This window comes from Parvibaculum sp. (assembly GCF_030694575.1).
GTDB lineage: Bacteria > Pseudomonadota > Alphaproteobacteria > Parvibaculales > Parvibaculaceae > Parvibaculum.
This window is the reverse complement of record NZ_JAUYUS010000083.1, coordinates 38415-57338: the sequence shown is the minus strand read 5'-3', so window position 1 is coordinate 57338 and position 18924 is coordinate 38415. Positions and strand designations below refer to the sequence as shown.

Below are 18924 nucleotides of genomic sequence, written 5' to 3'. Positions count from 1 at the left end.
GCGCGGGATTTCCGCGATGTCGGAGAGGACCTGCAGGTCGAGAATCTCGAGAACGCCGGCCTGCAGGTGCATCGCGCCGGCCTGACGCAGCGCCGTCATGGTGCGGCTGACATGGACCTGCGTGAGCCCGAGCGCGTCGGCGATCGTCTGCTGGCGGAGCGGAAAGGGAATGGTGAGCCCCTCCGCGAGACCCCGTTCGTCCAACCGGCGGTAGAGGTCGAGAACCAGCCGGGCGATCCGCTGCTCGGCATTGCGGCGGCCGAGATCGACGATCCTCGCCTCGCTGGCCTCGCGCCCGGCAAAACAGATGTCAACGAATGTCCAGACGAGACCCGGATCGCTCTCCGCGATGTTCTTGAGTTCGGTCACATCGAACGCGCAATAGGTAAGCGGCGTAAGCGCCTGCAGCGAAGTCTGCACCTTGTCGCGTATCAGAGCTTCGCCACCGACCATGTCGCCCGGAATGAGGATGGAGAGTATCTGCCGCCGCCCGTCCGGCGTAAGCACGAACCTTATCGCCCATCCTTCCCGCAGCACGACAACCCGGCCCGGCGCGTCGCCGGGCCTGTAGATGTGCTGACGGATACGGGCGGTTCCCTCAAGCTTCCGGATCGGGCCCCCGCCCATGGAGGAGCCGAGAACAGCTGCACAGAATCCGATATGACGGAAAGGACAGATGTCGCAATCTTCAAGCGAGCCGTCGCCCTGTCGTGCGACAGCGCCGCCCGGCAATATAGGGGCGGTTTTATTGCCAGTATTCACGCCATACCTTCTGTGCCGAAACGGTCATTTTGGACTGGCGGCCTTGACCGGTCATCCTCGTCGCTGCTTCGACTTGGGGTATCGCGTCCTGATTATTTTTTCCAGTGTGAATAAAGAACGGCAATTTTATTACATGCATTATAAATGCAGTATATAAACAAGTATTATAAAATATATAACAACGAATACTTTAATATTAACCATTTATTTCAAGTCGAAATATAAAATCAACACCAATATCGCTGATTCTCCGGGACATAGAGTCGCAGGCTCTGTGTCGCCCGGTGGAGCGAATTTTGAAGGCCGGCGACGCCGGCTCATTCCGGGTGGGGGATTTATGACGAAAGATCAGGTATCGGCGGTCGACCGCGATGGGCGCATGCGCTTTATGGAAGTGTCGGAAGCGACGGGCGAGGCCCTGCGCGATTTCTGGAAGGTAATCGAGCCGCACCTGCCGGATATTCTCGACAGCTTCTACGCGCATCTGGGGGCGGTGCCCGACCTTGCCAAGCTTGTCGGCACGCAGACGCCGAGGCTGAAGCAGGCGCAGGGAACGCATTGGGGGCGCCTGTTCTCGGGCCGTTTCGACGACGCCTATATGCAGAGCGTTCATACGATCGGTCTCACGCACAACCGGATCGGGCTGGAGCCGCGCTGGTATATCGGCGGCTACAAATTCGTGATGAACCGGCTCGTGGATATCGCCGTGAAGAAATATCGCTGGACGCCGGCGCGGCTTGCCGAAGTGATCGGCGCGCTCAACACGGCGGTTCTGCTCGACATGGATCTCGCGATCTCCGCCTATCAGGACGCGATGGTGGAAGAGCGTGCCGGGCGGCAGCGGACACTGGAAGGCGCCATTGCCGATTTCGACGTTGCGGCCAACGAGATCATCAAGTCCGTCGCTTCCGCCGCGACCGAACTGCAGGCCTCGGCGCAGGCCATGAGTGTGACGGCGGAGCAGACCAGCGCCAAGACGACGACTGTCGCGGCGGCTTCGGAGGAAGCTTCGACCAACGTGCAGACCGTCGCGTCCGCAAGCGAACAGCTGTCGAGCTCCATCGCCGAAATCGGGCGGCAGGCTTCGATGTCGACCAAGATCGCAAGCCAGGCCGTGCAGGAGGCCCATCGCACCGACGACAAGGTGCAGGGGCTGGCCGACGCCGCGCAGAAGATCGGCGACGTCGTCACGCTCATCAACGACATTGCGGCACAGACAAATCTGCTCGCCCTGAACGCCACCATCGAGGCGGCCCGTGCCGGTGAAGCCGGCAAGGGATTCGCGGTCGTTGCGTCCGAAGTGAAGAGCCTCGCCAACCAGACGGCGAAGGCGACCGAGGAAATCGCCGAGCAGATCAAGACGATGCAGAGCGCGACCCAGGAATCCGTCGAGGCGATCAAGTCGATCGAGAAGACCATTACGGAGATGAACCAGATCGCGACGTCGATCGCCGCCGCGGTCGACGAACAGGATGCGGCGACGAACGAAATTGCGCGCAATGTTCAGGAAGCGGCTCGCGGAACGCAGGACGTTTCCTCGAACATCGTGGCTGTCGCCGAAGCTGCCGCCGAAACCGGCACGGCCGCCGCGCAGATATCCGGCTCGTCCGACGTTCTCGCACGGCAGGCGGAAACTCTTCGCCAGCAGGTAGACACATTCCTTGCCCGGGCGCGCGCCGCCTAATAGTCGAGGTTCTTGTGATGCCGCATACGTCGGCGCCACTCAGTGTCCCAGCCGTATTCGTCTTCGACTCGGCAACGGGCCAGCTGATGTCGCACAATCCGGGCGCCGTCGGCCTTCTTGCAACGCTGGGCGGCGACGCCGTCGAACGCCTCACGCTCTCGGCGGTGGAACGTCTCCTCACCGCCGGGGGCAGGACGACCGCCTTGCCGGGTGCGGCTCAGAACGCGGGCGAGATGAACTACGAACTCCGCCGGCGCTGCCGGCGGCCCGACGGGAGCGAATTCGCGCTCACGCGCATCTGGGCGCCGGGCTCGAATACCATTCTGATCGCCACCGACATCACCAGTGCGGTCCAGGAACACCGGCAACTTCGTTTTGCCCAGTCCATCATCGACCGGCTGATGAAGCCGGGAACGCTCGGCGATGCGCTCGAAGTGCTTTTGCGTACGACCTGTCTCTATGCGGGCTGGCCTTACGCGGAAGTATGGCTACCGAAGGACGGGGTGCTTGTCCGGAAAAAATGCCGCCTTTACTCCGGCGGAACGTTCTCGTCATTCAGAAGCAAGACCGCGCAAATTGCGCCTATCTCCTCCAACGGAGAAGACGGGGGCATTGTCGGCGAAGCCTGGCGGAGCGGCGATTTTAGCTATGTGCCTTCGGCGGGAGAGGAAAGCGGCAACGGCTTCCTCGCCCTGCCGCTGAAGGCGAACGACGAAGTCGTCGCCGTTCTGTTGTTCGAGTTCGAGCGCGCGCGAGCACGGGATCGTCTGACGCTGCAAGTGCTTGACGGCGTCTCCGACCGTCTCGGCATGGCGCTCAAATGCCGTGTCCATGCGGAGGAGATGACCGCCGCGCGCAAACATCTCGATGAACTGCTCGCGACCGCGGGCGACGCCATCGTGGCGATGGACGCCGGGCACAGGATCAGCGTCTTCAACAAGCAGGCGGAACTGGTTTTCGGATATTCGGCTGAAGAGGTTATCGGGCAGCAGATCAACATTCTGCTGCCTGAGAATGCGCGAGCCAGCCATCGTGCTCATGTGGCGCGTTTCAGCAAGGGCGAGACCTCGACAAAACTCATGGGCCGCAGGCCGGAAGTGAAGGGCCGCCGCAAGGACGGTTCGGAATTCCCTGCCGAAGCATCGATCTCGCGCGTAACGATCGATAATGAAGTCGTGTATACGGCAGTCGTGCGGGATCTGACCGCGCTGCGAGAGGCCGAAAAGGCGCTATACGCCCGAGAACGCCAGATGCGCATGATCGTCGAGGCCATGCCTTTCGGCCTGGCCATCTCGCGGCAAAGCGACGGCGAAATTCTCTTCTTCAATGGCGCCTTCGCCGCGCTGATGGAGACCGACCGACCCGAAGCCGCGAGCCACCACATCGGAGAATTTCTCGACGGCGAGCTCGTTGCGGGACTGCTCGACAATTCGACCGCCGACGGCAGCATGGCCGGGGTGGAAACGCAAGCGCGGACGGCCACGGGCAAATCCATCTGGTGCATGGTATCTGCCGTCGCCATGAACATGGCCGGCGAAGGCGTGACGCTTGTCGGCTGTTACGATGTGACCGACCGTCGCCGCGCGCTCGAGGCGCTGCGCAAGAGCGCCCACAGTCTGGCGGAAGCCGAACGCATTGCCCATCTGGGAAGCTGGCAACTGGATGTTGCATCGGGCGCGATCGTCGGCTCCGACGAGACCTTCAGAATTTTCGGCGACGAACCGCGAAGCAAGGCTGTGACGTTGCCGCTCTATCTCGAGCGCGTCCACCCCGCCGACCGCCCGCGGGTGACGCGGGCGATCGCCATCGCGATGGAGACCGGCATAATGCAGGCAAGCGGACACAGGATCGTGCTTTCCGACGGCTCGATCAGGTTTGTCCGCAGCGAGGCGGAGCCGGTGCGCGATGCCGATGGCCGGATAGTCCGACTGATCGGCACCATTCTCGACATTACCGATTTGCAGATTGCGACAGAGGAACTTCGCGCCGCCCGCAACCGAGCGGACCTTGCCAATCGGGCCAAGTCGCAGTTTCTCGCCAATATGAGTCACGAACTCAGAACGCCGCTGAATGCGATCATCGGCTTCTCGGAGCTGATGGCGAGCGACATCATGGGACCGATGGAGACAGCCCAATACAAGGCCTACGCCAAGGACATCAACGACAGCGGCCTTCACCTCCTGGCAATCGTGAACGACATTCTCGATCTGAGCCGGATTGAAATCGGCGTCACGGAACTCGATGAGTCCGACATTGTCGTGAGCGAACTCGTCGGGGCCTGCATCCGGACCGTGCATGCGCGCGCCCTCGATAGCGGTCTTGCGCTCGAGCAGGAATTCCACCCCGATCTGCCTATGCTCCGCGCCGACGCTCGTCTCCTCAAACAGATGTTGCTCAACCTGCTCTCGAACGCGCTCAAGTTCACGCCTTCCGGCGGGACGGTCCGCCTCGCTGCAACGCCTGAGGCGGATGGCAGCTTCCTATTCTCCGTAAGCGACACCGGCATCGGCATTTCGAAGGCCGACATAGAGCGTGTAACGGAGCCTTTCATGCAGGTGGAGAGCCATCTTTCCCGCCGCTTCGACGGAGTCGGTCTCGGGTTGGCTCTGACCAGCCAGTTCGCGCAACTTCATGGTGCGGAGCTGGAGATCGACAGCGAGCCCGGAAAGGGCACCCGCGTCGATATCCGCTTCCCGGCCGGGCGTGTCGTCCAGCCCCTCGCCATGCGCGCGCGGGCTGTTCGATAGGGTGGCGCATATACCCAAGTATAACCAGGCTGAACAAGTTACCGTATATATAACAACAATATTCAATCTGGTTATTATTCTTTAAATCCAGAATATTTACTCTAATCGGAAGCCGAACATAGAACAAAGGCATTCCGACATGGACGATCTCCTTAAAGAATTTCTTGCCGAGACCCAGGAATCTCTCGATGTGCTGGACAGCGAGCTTGTGGAGCTGGAGCAGCAGCCGGGCGACCCCGCGCTTGTCGGCAGCATATTCAGGATCATGCACACGATTAAGGGAACGTGCGGCTTTCTCGGCCTGCCGCGCCTGGAATCGGTGGCGCATGCCGCGGAAGACGTGCTCGGCCGGGTCCGCGACGGACAGCTTGAGATATCGCAAGGCGTTGTCTCGCTGGTACTCGCGGCGCTGGACAGGATCAAGGAACTGGTTGCGGCGCTGGAAACCGGCGGCAGCGAACCGGCCGGCAGCGACGCCGAGTTGATCGGGTCGCTTCGCCGCCTCGCGGAGGGCGAAAGCGCCGCCGGGCCTGCGGCGAAGCCGGCGGTGGAGAAGGCAGGGTCCCTCTTCGATCGTGCAGGCGGCGTTTCCGGAATAGACACCGCGTGCGAAATGGCGTGCAACGCGTTTCTTGCCCAGTCGGAGCAACGGGCCGCGCTCGAACCGGACATGCTGAAGCTTCAACTCGCGCTGGCGGCCGCTCTTGCCGTCGCGCTGCAGCAGAAGCCCGGAATCAATATCGCCGACGTCCTGATCTGCCTCCGCGACAACGGCTGGACCGAACGCGATATCGATGTTCTGGGTTCGGAAATCGGCAAGGCGTTTTCGGAGCTGGGCCTGGACAGCGAGGACGTCGCGGCCCTGCTCGCCCATCTGAAATATGAAGAAGCCGATCCGGCGCCGGCACCTGTCGCACAGCCGGCCGAAGAGGAAAAGCCCGCGCGCCAGCCGGCACCGCCGGTGGCCGCCGCCGAAAAGCACGACGCGGGCGCGGGACAGGCCCAGACGCTGAGGGTCAACATCAACGTTCTTGAAGACCTGATGACGATGGTGAGCGAGCTGGTGCTGACGCGCAACCAGCTCCTGCAGATCCTGCGCGGTTACGGCGACAGCCCCTTCCTCGCGCCGCTGCAGCGCCTGAACCAGGTGACGACCGAGCTGCAGGAAAGCGTGATGATGACGCGCATGCAGCCGATCGGCAACGCCTGGAGCAAACTGCCGAGACTGGTGCGGGACCTGGGCCAGGAACTCGACAAGAAGATCGACCTCGTGATGACGGGCGCCGACACGGAACTCGACCGGCAAATTCTGGAATCGATCCGCGATCCGCTCACTCACATGGTCCGAAACTCCGCCGATCATGGCATCGAGACATCGGCCGAACGTGTTGCCGCGGGCAAGACACCGCACGGCACGATCCACCTGTCCGCGCGCCATGAAGGCGGTCATATCGTCGTGCTGGTGTCGGACGACGGACGCGGCCTGCCGATGGCGCGGATTCGCGAGAAAGTGCTGACGAACGGGCTCGCGACGGAAGCGCAGCTCGACGCCATGAGCGAACAGCAGATACAGCAGTTCATATTCCGCCCCGGCTTCTCCACCGCAGCAGCCGTAACGAGTGTTTCCGGCCGCGGCGTCGGCATGGACGTCGTGCGAAACAATATCGAAAAGATCGGCGGCATCATCGAGTTCCAGTCGACGGAGGGCGCCGGTTCGCGCTTCGTCATCAAGATTCCGCTGACGCTCGCCATCGTTTCCGCGCTCATCGTGGAGTGCGAAGGCGAACGGTTTGCGATGCCTCAGAACAGCGTGGTCGAACTGGTCCGTATCAGCCGCACCTCCGCCAAGGGCCTCGAGAACATAAATGGACGTCCCGTCTATCGCCTGCGCGACCGGCTGCTGCCGCTTGCCTCGCTGAGCGAAATCCTGGACCTCCCCAAATCGGACAAAGTGCCTGGCGAAGATGGAGAGAGTGCCGACAGCACCTATGTCGTCGTATCGCAGGTGGGCGCACTGATCTTCGGCATCATCGTCGACAAGGTATTCGACACCGAGGAAATCGTCGTCAAACCCGTCTCGCGCATCATGCGCCACATTCCGTGTTTCTCGGGAACCACCATCCTCGGCGACGGCCGCGTGATAATGATCCTCGACCCGAACGGCCTTGCATCCGCCGTTTCCGCATCGCCTCATGTCGAGGCGGTCGGAAAGGCGGCGGCGGGCGGCCGTATCGCGGGCGGACGCGAAGCGATGTCCATGCTCGTCTTCCGGGCGGGCGACGGCGGCCCGCAGGCGGTTCCGCTATCGCTGGTGGCGCGCCTCGAGGAAGCCGATCTGACGAAGGCCGAAGTAACCGGCGGCCGGACGGTGCTCCAATACCGGAACGGCTTGATGCCGCTGCTCGACATAAACGGCAATCCGGCGGCACGGGCGGGCAAGCATCCCATCCTCGTATTCGTCGACGGACCGCGCATGCTCGGCCTCGTGGTCGACAGCGTCGTGGACATCATCGACGCGCCGCTGGACCTCCAGCTTGCCGGCAGCGCCCGGCCCGGCATTCTCGGCAGCGCGATCATTGCCGGCGCCGCGACCGATATCGTGGACACGGTGCACTACCTCCGCCAGGGCGACGAGGACTGGTTCAACGTCGAGACGGAAAAGCCGTTCGGCGCCGAGGATCAGCGCAATGTCCTTCTCGTCGAGGACAGCGCTTTCTTCCGCAACCTGCTCATGCCGATGCTGACGCTCGCCGGATACCGGGTGGTCGTGGCGGAGCACGGTGAAGCGGCGGTCGAACTCTGCAAGGAGAAGAACAGCTTCGACATCATTGTCTCCGACATCGAGATGCCGGGCCTCTCGGGCTTCGACCTCGTGCGCATGCTGCGCGCCGATGAGAGCATGGGGGAGATGCCGATCATCGCACTCTCCTCGCATGCGAACGCCAGGGACATCGAGCGCGGGCTGGATGCCGGCTTCACCGACTACGTCACAAAACTGGATCCGAAGGCATTGCTGGCGGCGCTGTCGCGCGTTGCCTCGACGGGTTTCGCACACAAGGAGCTGGCGGCATGAGAAACGAAGGTCAACTCCGCGACGACACGGTGCCGGGCGCAATTGCGGGCGCCGAATCGACCTCCGAGGACTACGTGACGATGGGTATCGGAGGGCAGACCTTCGGCATCCCGGTTCTCAACGTCCGCGACGTGCTGGGCCCCCAGAACATCACCCGCGTGCCGCTGGCGCCCGAGGAGATCGCCGGCTCGCTCAATTTGCGCGGACGGATCGTGACGGCCGTCAACATGCGCAAGCGTCTGGGACTGCCGTCCGAGAACTTCGTCGCGACGGCGATGGCCGTCGTCGTCGAGCATGAGGACGAACCGTTCAGCCTGCTCGTCGACGAAGTGGGAGAAGTTCTCAGTCTGCAGAGCGCCCGCCGCGAGGCTGTGCCGGCCACGCTCGACGCGCGCTGGCGCGACGTGACGCAGGGCATCTACAGGCTCGACGACCGGCTTCTGATCGTGCTCGGCGTCGCCGACGTTCTGCGCACGATCCGCACGGATTCAATCTGATACCGACCGAGTTCCAGAATAGGGAGAGTTAAAAATGGCCGTCGATATGAAGATGCCAATTCTGATCGTGGACGATTACCGGACAATGCTGCGGATCGTCCGAAACCTGCTCAACAAACTCGGCTTCTCCGATATCGACGAGGCGATGGACGGCACCGAGGCATTGGCGAAATTGCGCGGTCGCAGTTACGGCCTCGTGATCTCGGACTGGAACATGCAGCCGATGACGGGCTACGAGCTCCTGAAGGCGGTGCGCGGAGACACGGCCTTGGCCAAACTTCCGTTCGTGATGGTCACGGCCGAGTCGAAGGCGGAGAACGTGGTCGCGGCGCGGCAGGCAGGCGTCAACAACTACATCATCAAACCTTTCAGCGCCGAGGTGCTGAAGGCGAAGCTGAAGACCGTTCTGGGAGAGTTCTGATGGAGGGCGCGAACAGCCTCGACCTCGTGAAGCGCCTGGCGGATGAATGCGAGGAGCTTTACCGGATACTTCAGAGAGTCCGCCCGCACGTGGAGAAGCTGCTGGACCCGGCGTTTCGCACCGGCGCGCTCCGGCGAGCCGTGGAGGAGCAGCGGACGGCGACGCAGGAAATGGAATCCGCGGTCGACAGGATCATGAATGCCGTTGAACGGATGATGGCGCTCGATTTCACGAACCCGGAACATGCCGCCGCCCAGGTCGCCGATTGCTGCGGCGAGATCATGGAAGCCTGTTGCTTCCAGGACATCACGGGTCAGCGATTGTCGCAAGTGACCGGAACCCTCGGAACCGTGGACGGAACGCTGGACGCCCTGGACGACTACTGGACGGGTGCGGCGCGCGAGCCCGCTGCGGCGTCCCTGCTCAACGGCCCGGCACTTCCGGGTAACGGACTTGAACAGGATGCGGTGGACCGTTTGCTCGCCACAGGTCGCAAAGCGCGATGAGTGAGCCGAACCGGAAAGGTGCAAAGGCCGATCGAAGCGGAAAACACAGCGACGACGGCGTGTGCAGAGTGCTGGTTGTCGACGATTCCGCCGTCGCGCGCGGCATCGTCACGCGCACGCTGGACGAAGAGCCGGGCATCAGGGTGGAAGCTTCCGCACCGAACGGGCTGATGGCACTCAAGGCCGTGGGAACGCACGACATCGATGTCGTGGTACTCGATATCGAAATGCCCGCGCTCGACGGAATGGCGGCGCTCCCGCGACTGCTGGCGGCCAACCCGAACCTGAAGATCATCATGGTGTCGTCCGCCAGCCAGACGGACGCGGACATTGCGTTGAAAGCGATGGCGCTCGGGGCGGTCGACTACATCCCGAAGCCGAGTACCGGCCTGGGCGGCGCAGAAAGTTTCAGAGAGGAACTGATTGCGAAGGTGAAAGCGCATAGCGCTCCCGGGAAGCTTTCTCCGGCAGCGCGGAAGCCGGAACGTCCGCCAAAACCGGTTGCAGTTCCCGCCGCACCAGCCAAAACCGGACGGCCGAGCGCGCGCAAGAAGACGATACGCCCCGATGTTATTGCAATCGGTTCCTCGACGGGCGGTCCGCAAGCTCTTGCCGAAGTGCTGAAGGAACTCGACCGGAGCGTGCGGCAGCCGATCCTCATCACGCAGCACATGCCGGCGACGTTCACGGCGCTTCTGGCCGAGCACATGAGCCGATACTCGGGCCGCGAGGCAGCGGAAGCGCGCGAGGGAGAAGTGCTGGCGCCGGGCCGCATCTACATTGCACCGGGGGGCAAGCATCTCATCGTCGAACAGCGCGCCGCAGGTGGCGTCATGATCTCGCTCGACGACGGGCCACCGGAAAATTCGTGCAAGCCGGCCGTCGACCCGATGTTGCGAAGCCTTGCCCGTATCTACAAGGAGAGACTGCTCGTCGTGATCCTCACAGGCATGGGGTGCGACGGTCTCAAGGGCTGCGAGGAGGTTGTGGCGGAGGGAGGCACGGTACTCGTGCAGGACCAGGAGACGAGCGTGGTCTGGGGTATGCCGGGTGCCGTAGCGCAAGCAGGGTTCAGCCACGAGATATTGCCATTGACGCAGATCGGTTCGGCCATCGCGCGCATTGCGGGGGGAGACGGAAGATGAACAAGCTTGAATTCGACTATCTGAAGCAGACGCTCTATGAGCGCTCCGGCTTGATCGTGACGCCCGACAAGGGATACCTCATCGAAAGCCGGCTTATGCCCATCGCGCGCCGGCGTGGTGTGGAGAATGTGGAGAAGCTTATCGAGCAGATCCGCAAAACCCGCGACGAGGCCGTACTCGCCCAGATCGTGGATGCCATGACAACGAACGAAACGTTGTTTTTCCGCGACAGCTGGCCGTTCGAGCGCCTTCGCTCGAGCTTGCTTCCGGAAATCATGACAATGACCAAAACGTCGCGCCGCGTTCGGATATGGAGCGCTGCATGCTCGAGCGGGCAAGAACCTTACTCGCTTGCGATGACGATTGCGGAGATGGGTGCGGCACTTGCCGGATGGCAGGTCGAAATCGTATCCACCGACATTTCCGATGCGATGCTCGCCCGGGCAGAGGCGGGCCGCTACTCCGTTTTCGAGGTGTCGCGAGGTTTGCCGGAACCGATGCTGCACAGGTACTTCGAGCCCGACGGAGACGGCTGGAGGGTCAAGCAACGCATTCGCGACATGGTCACCTTTCGCCGTTACAACCTGCTCGACGATCCGGTAGCCAACGGGCTCGGGCCCTTCGACATCATATTCTGCCGTAACGTGCTTATCTATTTCGATGAGGATACGCGCCGCCGCGTATTCTCGGGACTGGCGCGGGTTCTCCGTCCCTGGGGCTATCTTTGCCTTGGCGGTGCGGAAACGGTCGTCGGCATCTCGACGGCATTTCGCATTCTCGCGGGCGAACGGGGTCTGTTCGGATTGGCACAGGAACATGGTCCCGATGATGCGGATATACGCCTTCGCGCGGGGTAAGGGTTCGGCCAATTGGCTCAGCTGTTCTCGCAAGCCGCGCGAAGCTGTTCCTCGATAGCCCATAGCCGATCCTGACCCCATAATATATCGCCCCCTTCCACGCGAAAGGCAGGCACACCCCAGACGCCGCCAGCGAACATGTCGGCCCGATTTTTCTCGGCGACATCGCGCCACGACGCATCTCGCAGCGCTGCTCTGACCTGAGTGCGGCTGAGGCCGGCTCTCTTGGCCATACGCATCAGACCCCCGTTCGAAGCGGCGTTTATGCCGTCCGCGAATACGCCTTGAAGAAACGAGGCGGCGAATTGCGGTCCCAGACCGTCGCGAATGGCATGATGCAGCACCGACAGGCCCCTTTCGGCGCCGATGCCGACCGGATCGGCGACGCGGCCGAACCTGAGGCCGAGACGTTCTGCCTCGCGCTTGCAGTCCCGCACAATGTAGATTTGCTTCGCGAGGGGAACAGGCAGCCCGCGCATGACCATGGGCAGGACGAATCTCAATTGGAGATCGGCGCCGTAATGCGCCGCGAGCCGGGTCACGCGTTCGATGGCGAGATAGGTGTAAGGGCTTCGAAACGAGATGAAGGCTTCGAAGAGAGGCGGCTGTTGCGCGGACTTGACCGGCGCAAGGGTCACCTCGCGGCGCGGCGCGATGAAATCCTGGGGCGTCCCTGGCTGCCGGAACGGGAGGAGGCGCTCTTCGAGAAAGCTCAGCCGGTCGAGGCCCCAGTACCACTCGCCTTCGAAATAGAAAGTCGCTGCGAGATAATGGCCAAGCTTTGTACGCAGCGCATCGCCCGCCGCCAGAGCCGCCGGGTCGCTCTCCGGCTCGATCCCGGAGATGGCGTTCCTGTCCAGACTGAAGCCGGTTTGCCGGGCCAGTAGCGCGGCATCCCGCCGGCTGTAGGCGACGAGCATGTCGGGCTCCGGCGCAGCCGCCGTGTCCGGTGCCGAAACCGGATGGACTTTCACCTCAATGTCGTATCGCTGCTTCAGAAGCGGGACGGCCTGGATGGCGAGGACGCTGTAGGGATCGTCGGCCTGATGAAAGAAATGGATCGTTGGCCGGCGCCAAAGCAGCCGGCGAACAAGCGCGTGCCGCCGGCGCTGCAGCGTGCGGAGCCTGCGGCTCACAATCAGACTGGCGACGGCCTGCCCCAACAATGCCCGCATTCGCTTCTCCCACGATCCGGGCGTTTTCGACGCCCGATAGTATTGACACAATTAGTGTCAATATTGGCATGTCACCGGCGGGCTGTAAATCAAAGCGTGAATTTCTCTCATATTCCGCTTTCCGCCGAAGGGCTGTAATAGACTGAACCTGACTGAGAAGACCATGCACGGCGGGAGATTGAAATGCGCTTTGTCACTTTCGGAAGAAACGGTGCCGCGAAGCTCGGCCTGGTCGAAGGGCAGGAGGTCGCCGACCTCTCCGCCGCGTCCGACGTGCCCCAATCGCTCCACGCGCTCATCCTTGCGGGCGACGAAGGGACCGCGGCAGTGCGGAAGGCGGCACTGTCCGCGCCTCGCCTGCCGCTCGCCGGACTTGAATTTCTTCCCGTCCTTCCGCGTCCGGGCAAGATTATCTGCCTCGGCCTCAATTACGCGGAACACGCCGCTGAAGGAGGGCGGGAAAAGCCGGACTACCCGAACTTCTTCATGCGCTGCGCAACATCGCTCCTCGGCCATGGCCAGCCCATCCTCCGCCCGCGCGTGTCGGAGCAGCTCGATTTCGAGGCAGAGCTTGCGGCGGTGATCGGACGCCGGGTGCCGCGCCATGTGGCGAAGAAGGACGCTCTCGCACACGTTGCCGGCTATGCCTGCTTCAACGACGCCTCTGTCCGCGACTATCAGCGGCGGACGCCGCAATGGACGATCGGAAAGAATTTCGACGCCACCGGCCCGTTTGGCCCGGTCTTCGTGACGGCCGATGAATTGCCCGCCGGTGCGTTTGGCCTGAAAATCGAATCCCGTCTCAACGGCCAGGTCATGCAGAGCGCCAATACGCGCGACATGATTTTCCCCGTTGACGAGACGATCGCGCTGCTCAGCGACTGCATGACGCTGGAGCCGGGCGATGTCCTCGTGATGGGAACGCCGGCCGGCGTCGGATTTGCACGGACACCGCCGATCTGGATGAAGGCGGGCGACACGATCGAGATCGAGATCGAAGGTGTCGGCCTTCTCTCGAACCCGATCGTGAATGAGGCCTGAAAGGCTACTCCGCCGCGCGCCTCGTTGCCGGTTCGGTCTGGCTCCAGTCGTCCTCGTCACGCCGCCGGGCCGCCCGCCTGGAGCGGATGACGCTCGGTGCCGCGAGCAGCACCGGCACAAGAACAAGCGTCAGCAAGGTTGAGAAGCCGAGGCCGAAAATGATGGCCGTCGAAAGCTGCACCCACCACACCGAGACCGGACCGCCAAGCACGATCTCGCGACTGGCGAAATTCAGATTGACCTGGAGGGCCATCGGCAAAAGGCCGAACATCGTGGTGATGGTGGTAAGCATGATCGGCCGCAGCCGTTGCCCCGCGGTACGGAGAACGGCCTCCACCGCATCCATCGCGTCTTCCCGCAACCGCTGGTAGGTATCGATCAGAACGATGGAGTTGTTCACGACGATACCCGCAAGCGCGACGATGCCCGTCCCCGTCATGATGACGGAGAAGGGTTGGCCCGTCACGACCATGCCGATGAGGACGCCGACGGTCGAAAGGACGACGGTCGAGAGCGTCAGCACGGAGTGATAGAAGCTGTTGAACTGCGTCAGCAGGATGATGAACATCAGGAACAACGCCCCGATCAGCGCGCCGCCGAGGAATGAGGCCGACTCCGCCTGCTCCTCGTTCGCGCCGCGGAACTTCACCCTGACGGCGGGATCGATGTCCTGGCTGGCGAGCCATGCGGAAATCTCACGCACCTTCTCGTCCACATTGATCTTGTCGCCCGTCGCGGGGTCGATCGCCGTATTGGCCTTCAGCATGATGCGGCGATAGCCGTTGATGCGTTCTATCGTACTCACCTGCGGCTGCGCATCGCGCGTTACGAAGTTCGTGATCGGCACCAGACCCCGCTGCGTCTGTACTCTCAACTGATCGAGCTGGTCGAGCACACGGTAACTGTCGGGAAAACGCGCCCTGATGTCGACTTCATCCTGAGCGTCGTCCGGCCTGTATTCGCCGATCATGATGCCGTTGGTGACAAGCTGGATCACCGCGCCAACCGACGTGACGTCGGCACCGAACCGGCCGGCCATTTCGCGGTCGACGGTCATGATCCACTCGATACCGGGAAGCGGCCGTCCATCCTCGACGTCGATCAGCCCTTTCACCTCGGTATCGAGATGCGCGCGGATCATCGCCGTGGTCTCGAGCATCTTCCGGTAATCGGTCGACGTCAGCTCGATCTGGATGTCCTTGCCGGTCGGCGGGCCGTCCTCCTGCTTGCGCAGTTCGACCTTGATGCCGGGAAGCGACTTCGTCTGCTGCCTGATATCCTCGAGTATGACCGCGCCCTTGCGCCGCTCTTCATAAGGCTTCAGTTCGATCATCATCTGCGCGATGAGATCTTTCGGCACATCGTTGCGGCCCGACGAACCCGAGCCGAGGCCGGGGCCGGTCCGGGTAAAGACGGTCTTGACGCCATCGGTGCGCAAGACGATGTCCTCGACGTCTCGCGCAAGCGACAAAGTGTCCTGCGCCGAGAGATTGCCGCGCGCGCTGACAAGCACGATGGCCTGCTCCGGCTCGGTGTCCACGAAGAACTCGACGCCGTTGTTGAAGGCGCTGAAGAGCATGATGGTGCCGACGAGGATAACCCCCGTGGCTGCCAGAACGCGGCCCGGATATTGAACCAGCGTGTCGAGCATGCGTACATAGGAGCCGGTGAGGCCCGGCAGCGCACGAATGTCGCCCGTTTCCGCGCCGGCAAGCTGCTTCAGAACCTCGTCGTTCTCGGTTTCCGCCTTGCCGAAGAGCGCACCCATGGCGGGGACGAAAATAAGCGCCGTCAGCAGCGACGCCGACAGCACCACGATGAGCGTGATCGGCAGATAGCTCATGAACTTGCCGCTCACACCGGGCCACAGCAGCATCGGCAGGAAGGCGGCAAGCGTCGTCGCGGTCGACGAGGCGACGGGCCAGAACATGCGCTTGGCGGCCAGCATATAGGCTTCGCGGCGGTCGAGACCTTCCGACATTTTCCGGTCGGCATACTCCACGACCACGATGGCGCCGTCGACGAGCATGCCGACGGCAAGCAGCATGCCGAACATCACCATCATGTTGATGGTGTAGCCGGCGGAGGCGAGGAAAAAGAACCCGATCATGAACGAGGTCGGAATCGCGATGCCGACCAGCATTGCCGACCGGAGCCCGAGCGCGGCAACGACGACGATCATGACGAGGATGATGGCGGTCATGATCGAGGATTGCAGCGAACCGAGCGAACGGTAAATCCAGCTCGAAGCGTCGAGCGTGTAGTTGACGTGAATGGATTCCGGCCACTCGGCGGTGAAGCGCGCGACCGCATCGCGCACCTGGTCGTTGTTGTCGATAATGTTTGTGCCGATGCGCTTGGTAATCTCGATGGCGATTGCCGGATGCCCGTTGAAACGAGCGTAGCCGTTGGGATCCTTGAACGTCCGGCGGATATCGGCGATGTCGGAGAGCGTAACGACGCCTTCGCCGGACACCTTGACCGGCAGGTTGAGCACATCTTCCCGCGTCTCGAACAGGCCGGGTACCTTCACCGAAAAGCGGCCCTGGCCCGTGTCGATGTTGCCCGCCGCCACAAGGCGGTTGTTGAGCGACACGATGTTGATGAGCTCGCCCTGGGAAATATTGTAGGATTCGAGCTTAGCCGGGTCGATCACGACCTCGAGAAGCTCTTCGCGGTGACCGACGAGTTCCGCCTGCAGCACCGTTGGGACCGCTTCGATCTCGTCCTTGAGTTTGCGCGCGGCGTTGTAGAGCGCGCGCTCGGGCACGTCGCCGGAAAGTGTGACGATGAGGACCGGAAAGAGCGCGGCATTGAACTCGCGCACGATAGGCTCGTCGGTGTCGTTCGGCAGTTTGGCCCGCGCCAGATCCACTTTCTCGCGCACATCCTGCAGCGCGGCGTCCTTGTCGAAGTTCACGTCGAACTTGAGCAGGATGCCCGCATGGCCCTGCGAGGCGATGGAGGTTATGTCTTCCAGACCCTCGAGCGAACGCAGCTCCGTTTCCATGGGACGGATGAGGAGACGTTCGGCATCTTCGGGCGAAATACCCTGATGGACGATCGAGACATAGAAAATCGGAATCGGAATATCCGGGTCCGCTTCCTTCGGAATGGTGATGAAGGAGATGATGCCCGCCGCCACCAGCAAGACCATGCTGGTCAGGATGGTTCGCGAATGCCCGAGCGCGGCTTCGATAAAGGCGTTCACAGGGCTGCTCCGACCTGGTTGGCGGGTACGGCCTCGACCTTCTGGCCTTCCTTCACATAGTCCTGACCGACGGTGATGATCGTCACTTTCTGCGGCAGGCCGGTAATCCACAGACCTTCAGGCGTATCGTCGACAAGCTGCGCGCGGTTGAACTTGACGCGGCCTTCATCGTCCACCGTGCGGACGCCGATCACGCCATTGTCGTCGAGCGCGATCACGGAACTGGGAATGCGATGCGCGAGCACTTCGTTGCCGGGCACGATGATTTCGGCCGTTACGCCCGCCCGCATCGCGAAATCGGGATTGGGGACTTCGAGTTCGACCCGGAATGTGCGCGTCGCCGGGTCCGCCGTTTTTGCGACAAAGTGAATCCTGCCGTCAACCGTTTCACCGGTAACCAGCCGCGCCGTGCCGGCCGCGCCGATCTGCAGCGCACCGACGCGATCTTCGGAAACCTGCCCGATAATGAGCAGCGGATCGAGTTCCACCACAAGCCCGCACACATCGCCGACACGCATGTAGTCGCCGACATCCACCGGCCGGTCGTCGAAAACGCCGTCGAACGGGGCGACGATATTTGTCTGGCCGACCTCGATCTCCATCTGCTTCAGACGTGCTTGTGCGGCTTCATGCGCCGCCTTTGAACCGGCTGCGACCGTCGGCGCGCGATAGCCTTTTTCCGCAAGCTGGCGCGAGGCGTCGTATTCGAGCCGCCGCTGCTTGACCAGGGCTTGTGCTTCGGCAAGTTGTGCATCGCGGGCATTGAGGGCAATGCGGCAAAGGACATCGCCTTTGGCAACGCGCATTCCCTTTTCGACGGGAAGTTCGGCGATGCTTCCTTGCGTTTCGGCGCGCACTTCCACGGCGCGCTTGGCTGACGTTCTGCCTCGGATGATGACCGAACCGCGGCGCAGCGAGGCCACCGACTCCGTCACGCGAACGCGCGGCATTACGCCGTTGGCTGCGTCCTCTTCGGCGGCGGTTGTCGTGCTGGTCGGCCCGCTGCCCGTGAAGAGCCCGGTCATGAACCAGAGCAGGATCGCGACACCGATGCCGATGGCGATAAAATGCGAGCGGTGAAGGCGACCGCCGGTAATCCTCGTCGCGAAATTCTTTTGCCGCTCAAACATGGACTTCTTCTTCGGTTGCGATCTCTTCGATCAGGTGTCGGTTGTTTTCGAGAAAATCGATGGAGGCCGTGTAGACGGCGAGGCCGTACTGCCGCGCAAAGTCCATACCGGGCGTATCGTCTTCATCGGGATCCGTCATTTGCTCGACTTTTTCCTTCATCGCGGCCAGCCGTTGGTCGACAAGCGTCCTCACCCGGCTTCGTGGCAGCAGATGCGCGAAGAGGACCGCGAACAGGAATTCGGAACGGAACTTGTCGGGCGCCAGCGTCTGCTGCAGCGCCTCGCCCAGGCTTCGGCGGCCCTTTTCGGTCAGCGAATAGACCTTCTTGTCGGGCCTCTTCTCCTGCGGCTCTGCCTTGCAGGTCACGAGCCCCTCATCGGTCAGACGCGTGAGGGCCGGATAGATCGAGCCATAACTCGCGTCGAGGAAATGGCTGAAGGGACCGTCCTCGAACATCTTGTTGATCTCGTAGCCGGTGGCTTCGCCGAAGACCAGTGCGCCGAGACAAAGCGTGGTTACCTGCATGGAGAGGCCAGAGCCTATATTGGAACGATATATCGGGCCTATATATGAAGGGTGATGGAACTTGCCAAGGGACCCCGCAGGTCTCCTATGCCTTTTTTGTGCAGTGCGGCATGCAGGTAACACATGCAAAACCGGCTGTCCGATGTAAG

14 protein-coding genes are annotated in these 18924 nt (G+C 62.3%); 9 read left to right on the top strand and 5 right to left on the bottom strand.

All coding sequences use genetic code 11. From position 1 onward, the window contains the following. On the bottom strand, window positions 1–762 hold a 762-nt coding region (locus tag Q8S60_RS12075; protein ID WP_305668586.1), incomplete at its 3' end, for a Crp/Fnr family transcriptional regulator. Between the two features lie 337 nt (window positions 763–1099). Between Q8S60_RS12075 and Q8S60_RS12070 the strand changes: the two genes are divergently transcribed. From Q8S60_RS12070 to Q8S60_RS12035, 8 genes are all read left to right on the top strand, one after another. Next, on the top strand, window positions 1100–2446 hold the full coding sequence (locus Q8S60_RS12070) for a globin-coupled sensor protein (RefSeq protein WP_305275650.1): 1347 nt from the start codon (window positions 1100–1102) through the stop codon (window positions 2444–2446). Between the two features lie 86 nt (window positions 2447–2532). Next, window positions 2533–5193 carry a PAS domain S-box protein gene (locus tag Q8S60_RS12065; RefSeq protein WP_305275651.1) on the top strand — a complete coding sequence of 887 codons (2661 nt, stop codon included), beginning with the start codon at window positions 2533–2535 and terminating at the stop codon, window positions 5191–5193. Between the two features lie 139 nt (window positions 5194–5332). Then, window positions 5333–8266, top strand: a complete 2934-nt coding sequence (locus Q8S60_RS12060; protein ID WP_305275652.1) for a chemotaxis protein CheW — start codon at window positions 5333–5335, stop codon at window positions 8264–8266. Beyond that, complete coding sequence (locus tag Q8S60_RS12055) at window positions 8263–8763, top strand: chemotaxis protein CheW (protein ID WP_305275653.1); 501 nt, start codon at window positions 8263–8265, stop codon at window positions 8761–8763. The genes Q8S60_RS12060 and Q8S60_RS12055 overlap by 4 nt, the downstream gene beginning before the upstream one ends. A 34-nt stretch (window positions 8764–8797) precedes the next feature. After that, complete coding sequence (locus tag Q8S60_RS12050) at window positions 8798–9184, top strand: response regulator (RefSeq protein WP_305275654.1); 387 nt, start codon at window positions 8798–8800, stop codon at window positions 9182–9184. Beyond that, entirely contained in the window at window positions 9184–9690 is a 507-nt protein-coding gene (locus Q8S60_RS12045) for a hypothetical protein (RefSeq protein ID WP_305275655.1), read from the top strand. The genes Q8S60_RS12050 and Q8S60_RS12045 overlap by 1 nt, the downstream gene beginning before the upstream one ends. After that, entirely contained in the window at window positions 9687–10835 is a 1149-nt protein-coding gene (locus Q8S60_RS12040; protein WP_305275656.1) for a chemotaxis response regulator protein-glutamate methylesterase, read from the top strand. Before Q8S60_RS12045 ends, Q8S60_RS12040 begins: the two co-directional genes overlap by 4 nt. Further along, the gene (locus Q8S60_RS12035) at window positions 10832–11692 is read left to right on the top strand and encodes a protein-glutamate O-methyltransferase CheR (RefSeq protein ID WP_305275657.1); all 861 of its coding nucleotides are present in this window, start codon (window positions 10832–10834) and stop codon (window positions 11690–11692) included. The genes Q8S60_RS12040 and Q8S60_RS12035 overlap by 4 nt, the downstream gene beginning before the upstream one ends. 17 nt (window positions 11693–11709) lie before the next feature. Here Q8S60_RS12035 and Q8S60_RS12030 read toward each other — a convergent pair whose 3' ends face one another. After that, window positions 11710–12867 carry a DsbA family protein gene (locus tag Q8S60_RS12030; RefSeq protein ID WP_305275658.1) on the bottom strand — a complete coding sequence of 386 codons (1158 nt, stop codon included), beginning with the start codon at window positions 12865–12867 and terminating at the stop codon, window positions 11710–11712. A gap of 183 nt (window positions 12868–13050) precedes the next feature. Here Q8S60_RS12030 and Q8S60_RS12025 point away from each other — a divergent pair, with 183 nt between their 5' ends. Then, complete coding sequence (locus Q8S60_RS12025) at window positions 13051–13908, top strand: fumarylacetoacetate hydrolase family protein (RefSeq protein ID WP_305275659.1); 858 nt, start codon at window positions 13051–13053, stop codon at window positions 13906–13908. A 4-nt stretch (window positions 13909–13912) separates the two neighbouring features. Here the strand turns inward: Q8S60_RS12025 and Q8S60_RS12020 are convergent, their stop codons facing one another. From Q8S60_RS12020 to Q8S60_RS12010, 3 genes are read right to left on the bottom strand one after another with little or no spacing between them, the layout of a single operon-like run. Beyond that, complete coding sequence (locus Q8S60_RS12020) at window positions 13913–17119, bottom strand: efflux RND transporter permease subunit (protein ID WP_305275660.1); 3207 nt, start codon at window positions 17117–17119, stop codon at window positions 13913–13915. Continuing rightward, window positions 17116–18249, bottom strand: coding sequence for an efflux RND transporter periplasmic adaptor subunit (locus Q8S60_RS12015; protein ID WP_305275661.1), 1134 nt, complete (start codon window positions 18247–18249; stop codon window positions 17116–17118). The genes Q8S60_RS12020 and Q8S60_RS12015 overlap by 4 nt, the downstream gene beginning before the upstream one ends. Then, on the bottom strand, window positions 18242–18775 hold the full coding sequence (locus Q8S60_RS12010; RefSeq protein ID WP_305275662.1) for a PadR family transcriptional regulator: 534 nt from the start codon (window positions 18773–18775) through the stop codon (window positions 18242–18244). The genes Q8S60_RS12015 and Q8S60_RS12010 overlap by 8 nt, the downstream gene beginning before the upstream one ends. Window positions 18776–18924: the final 149 nt, after the last annotated feature.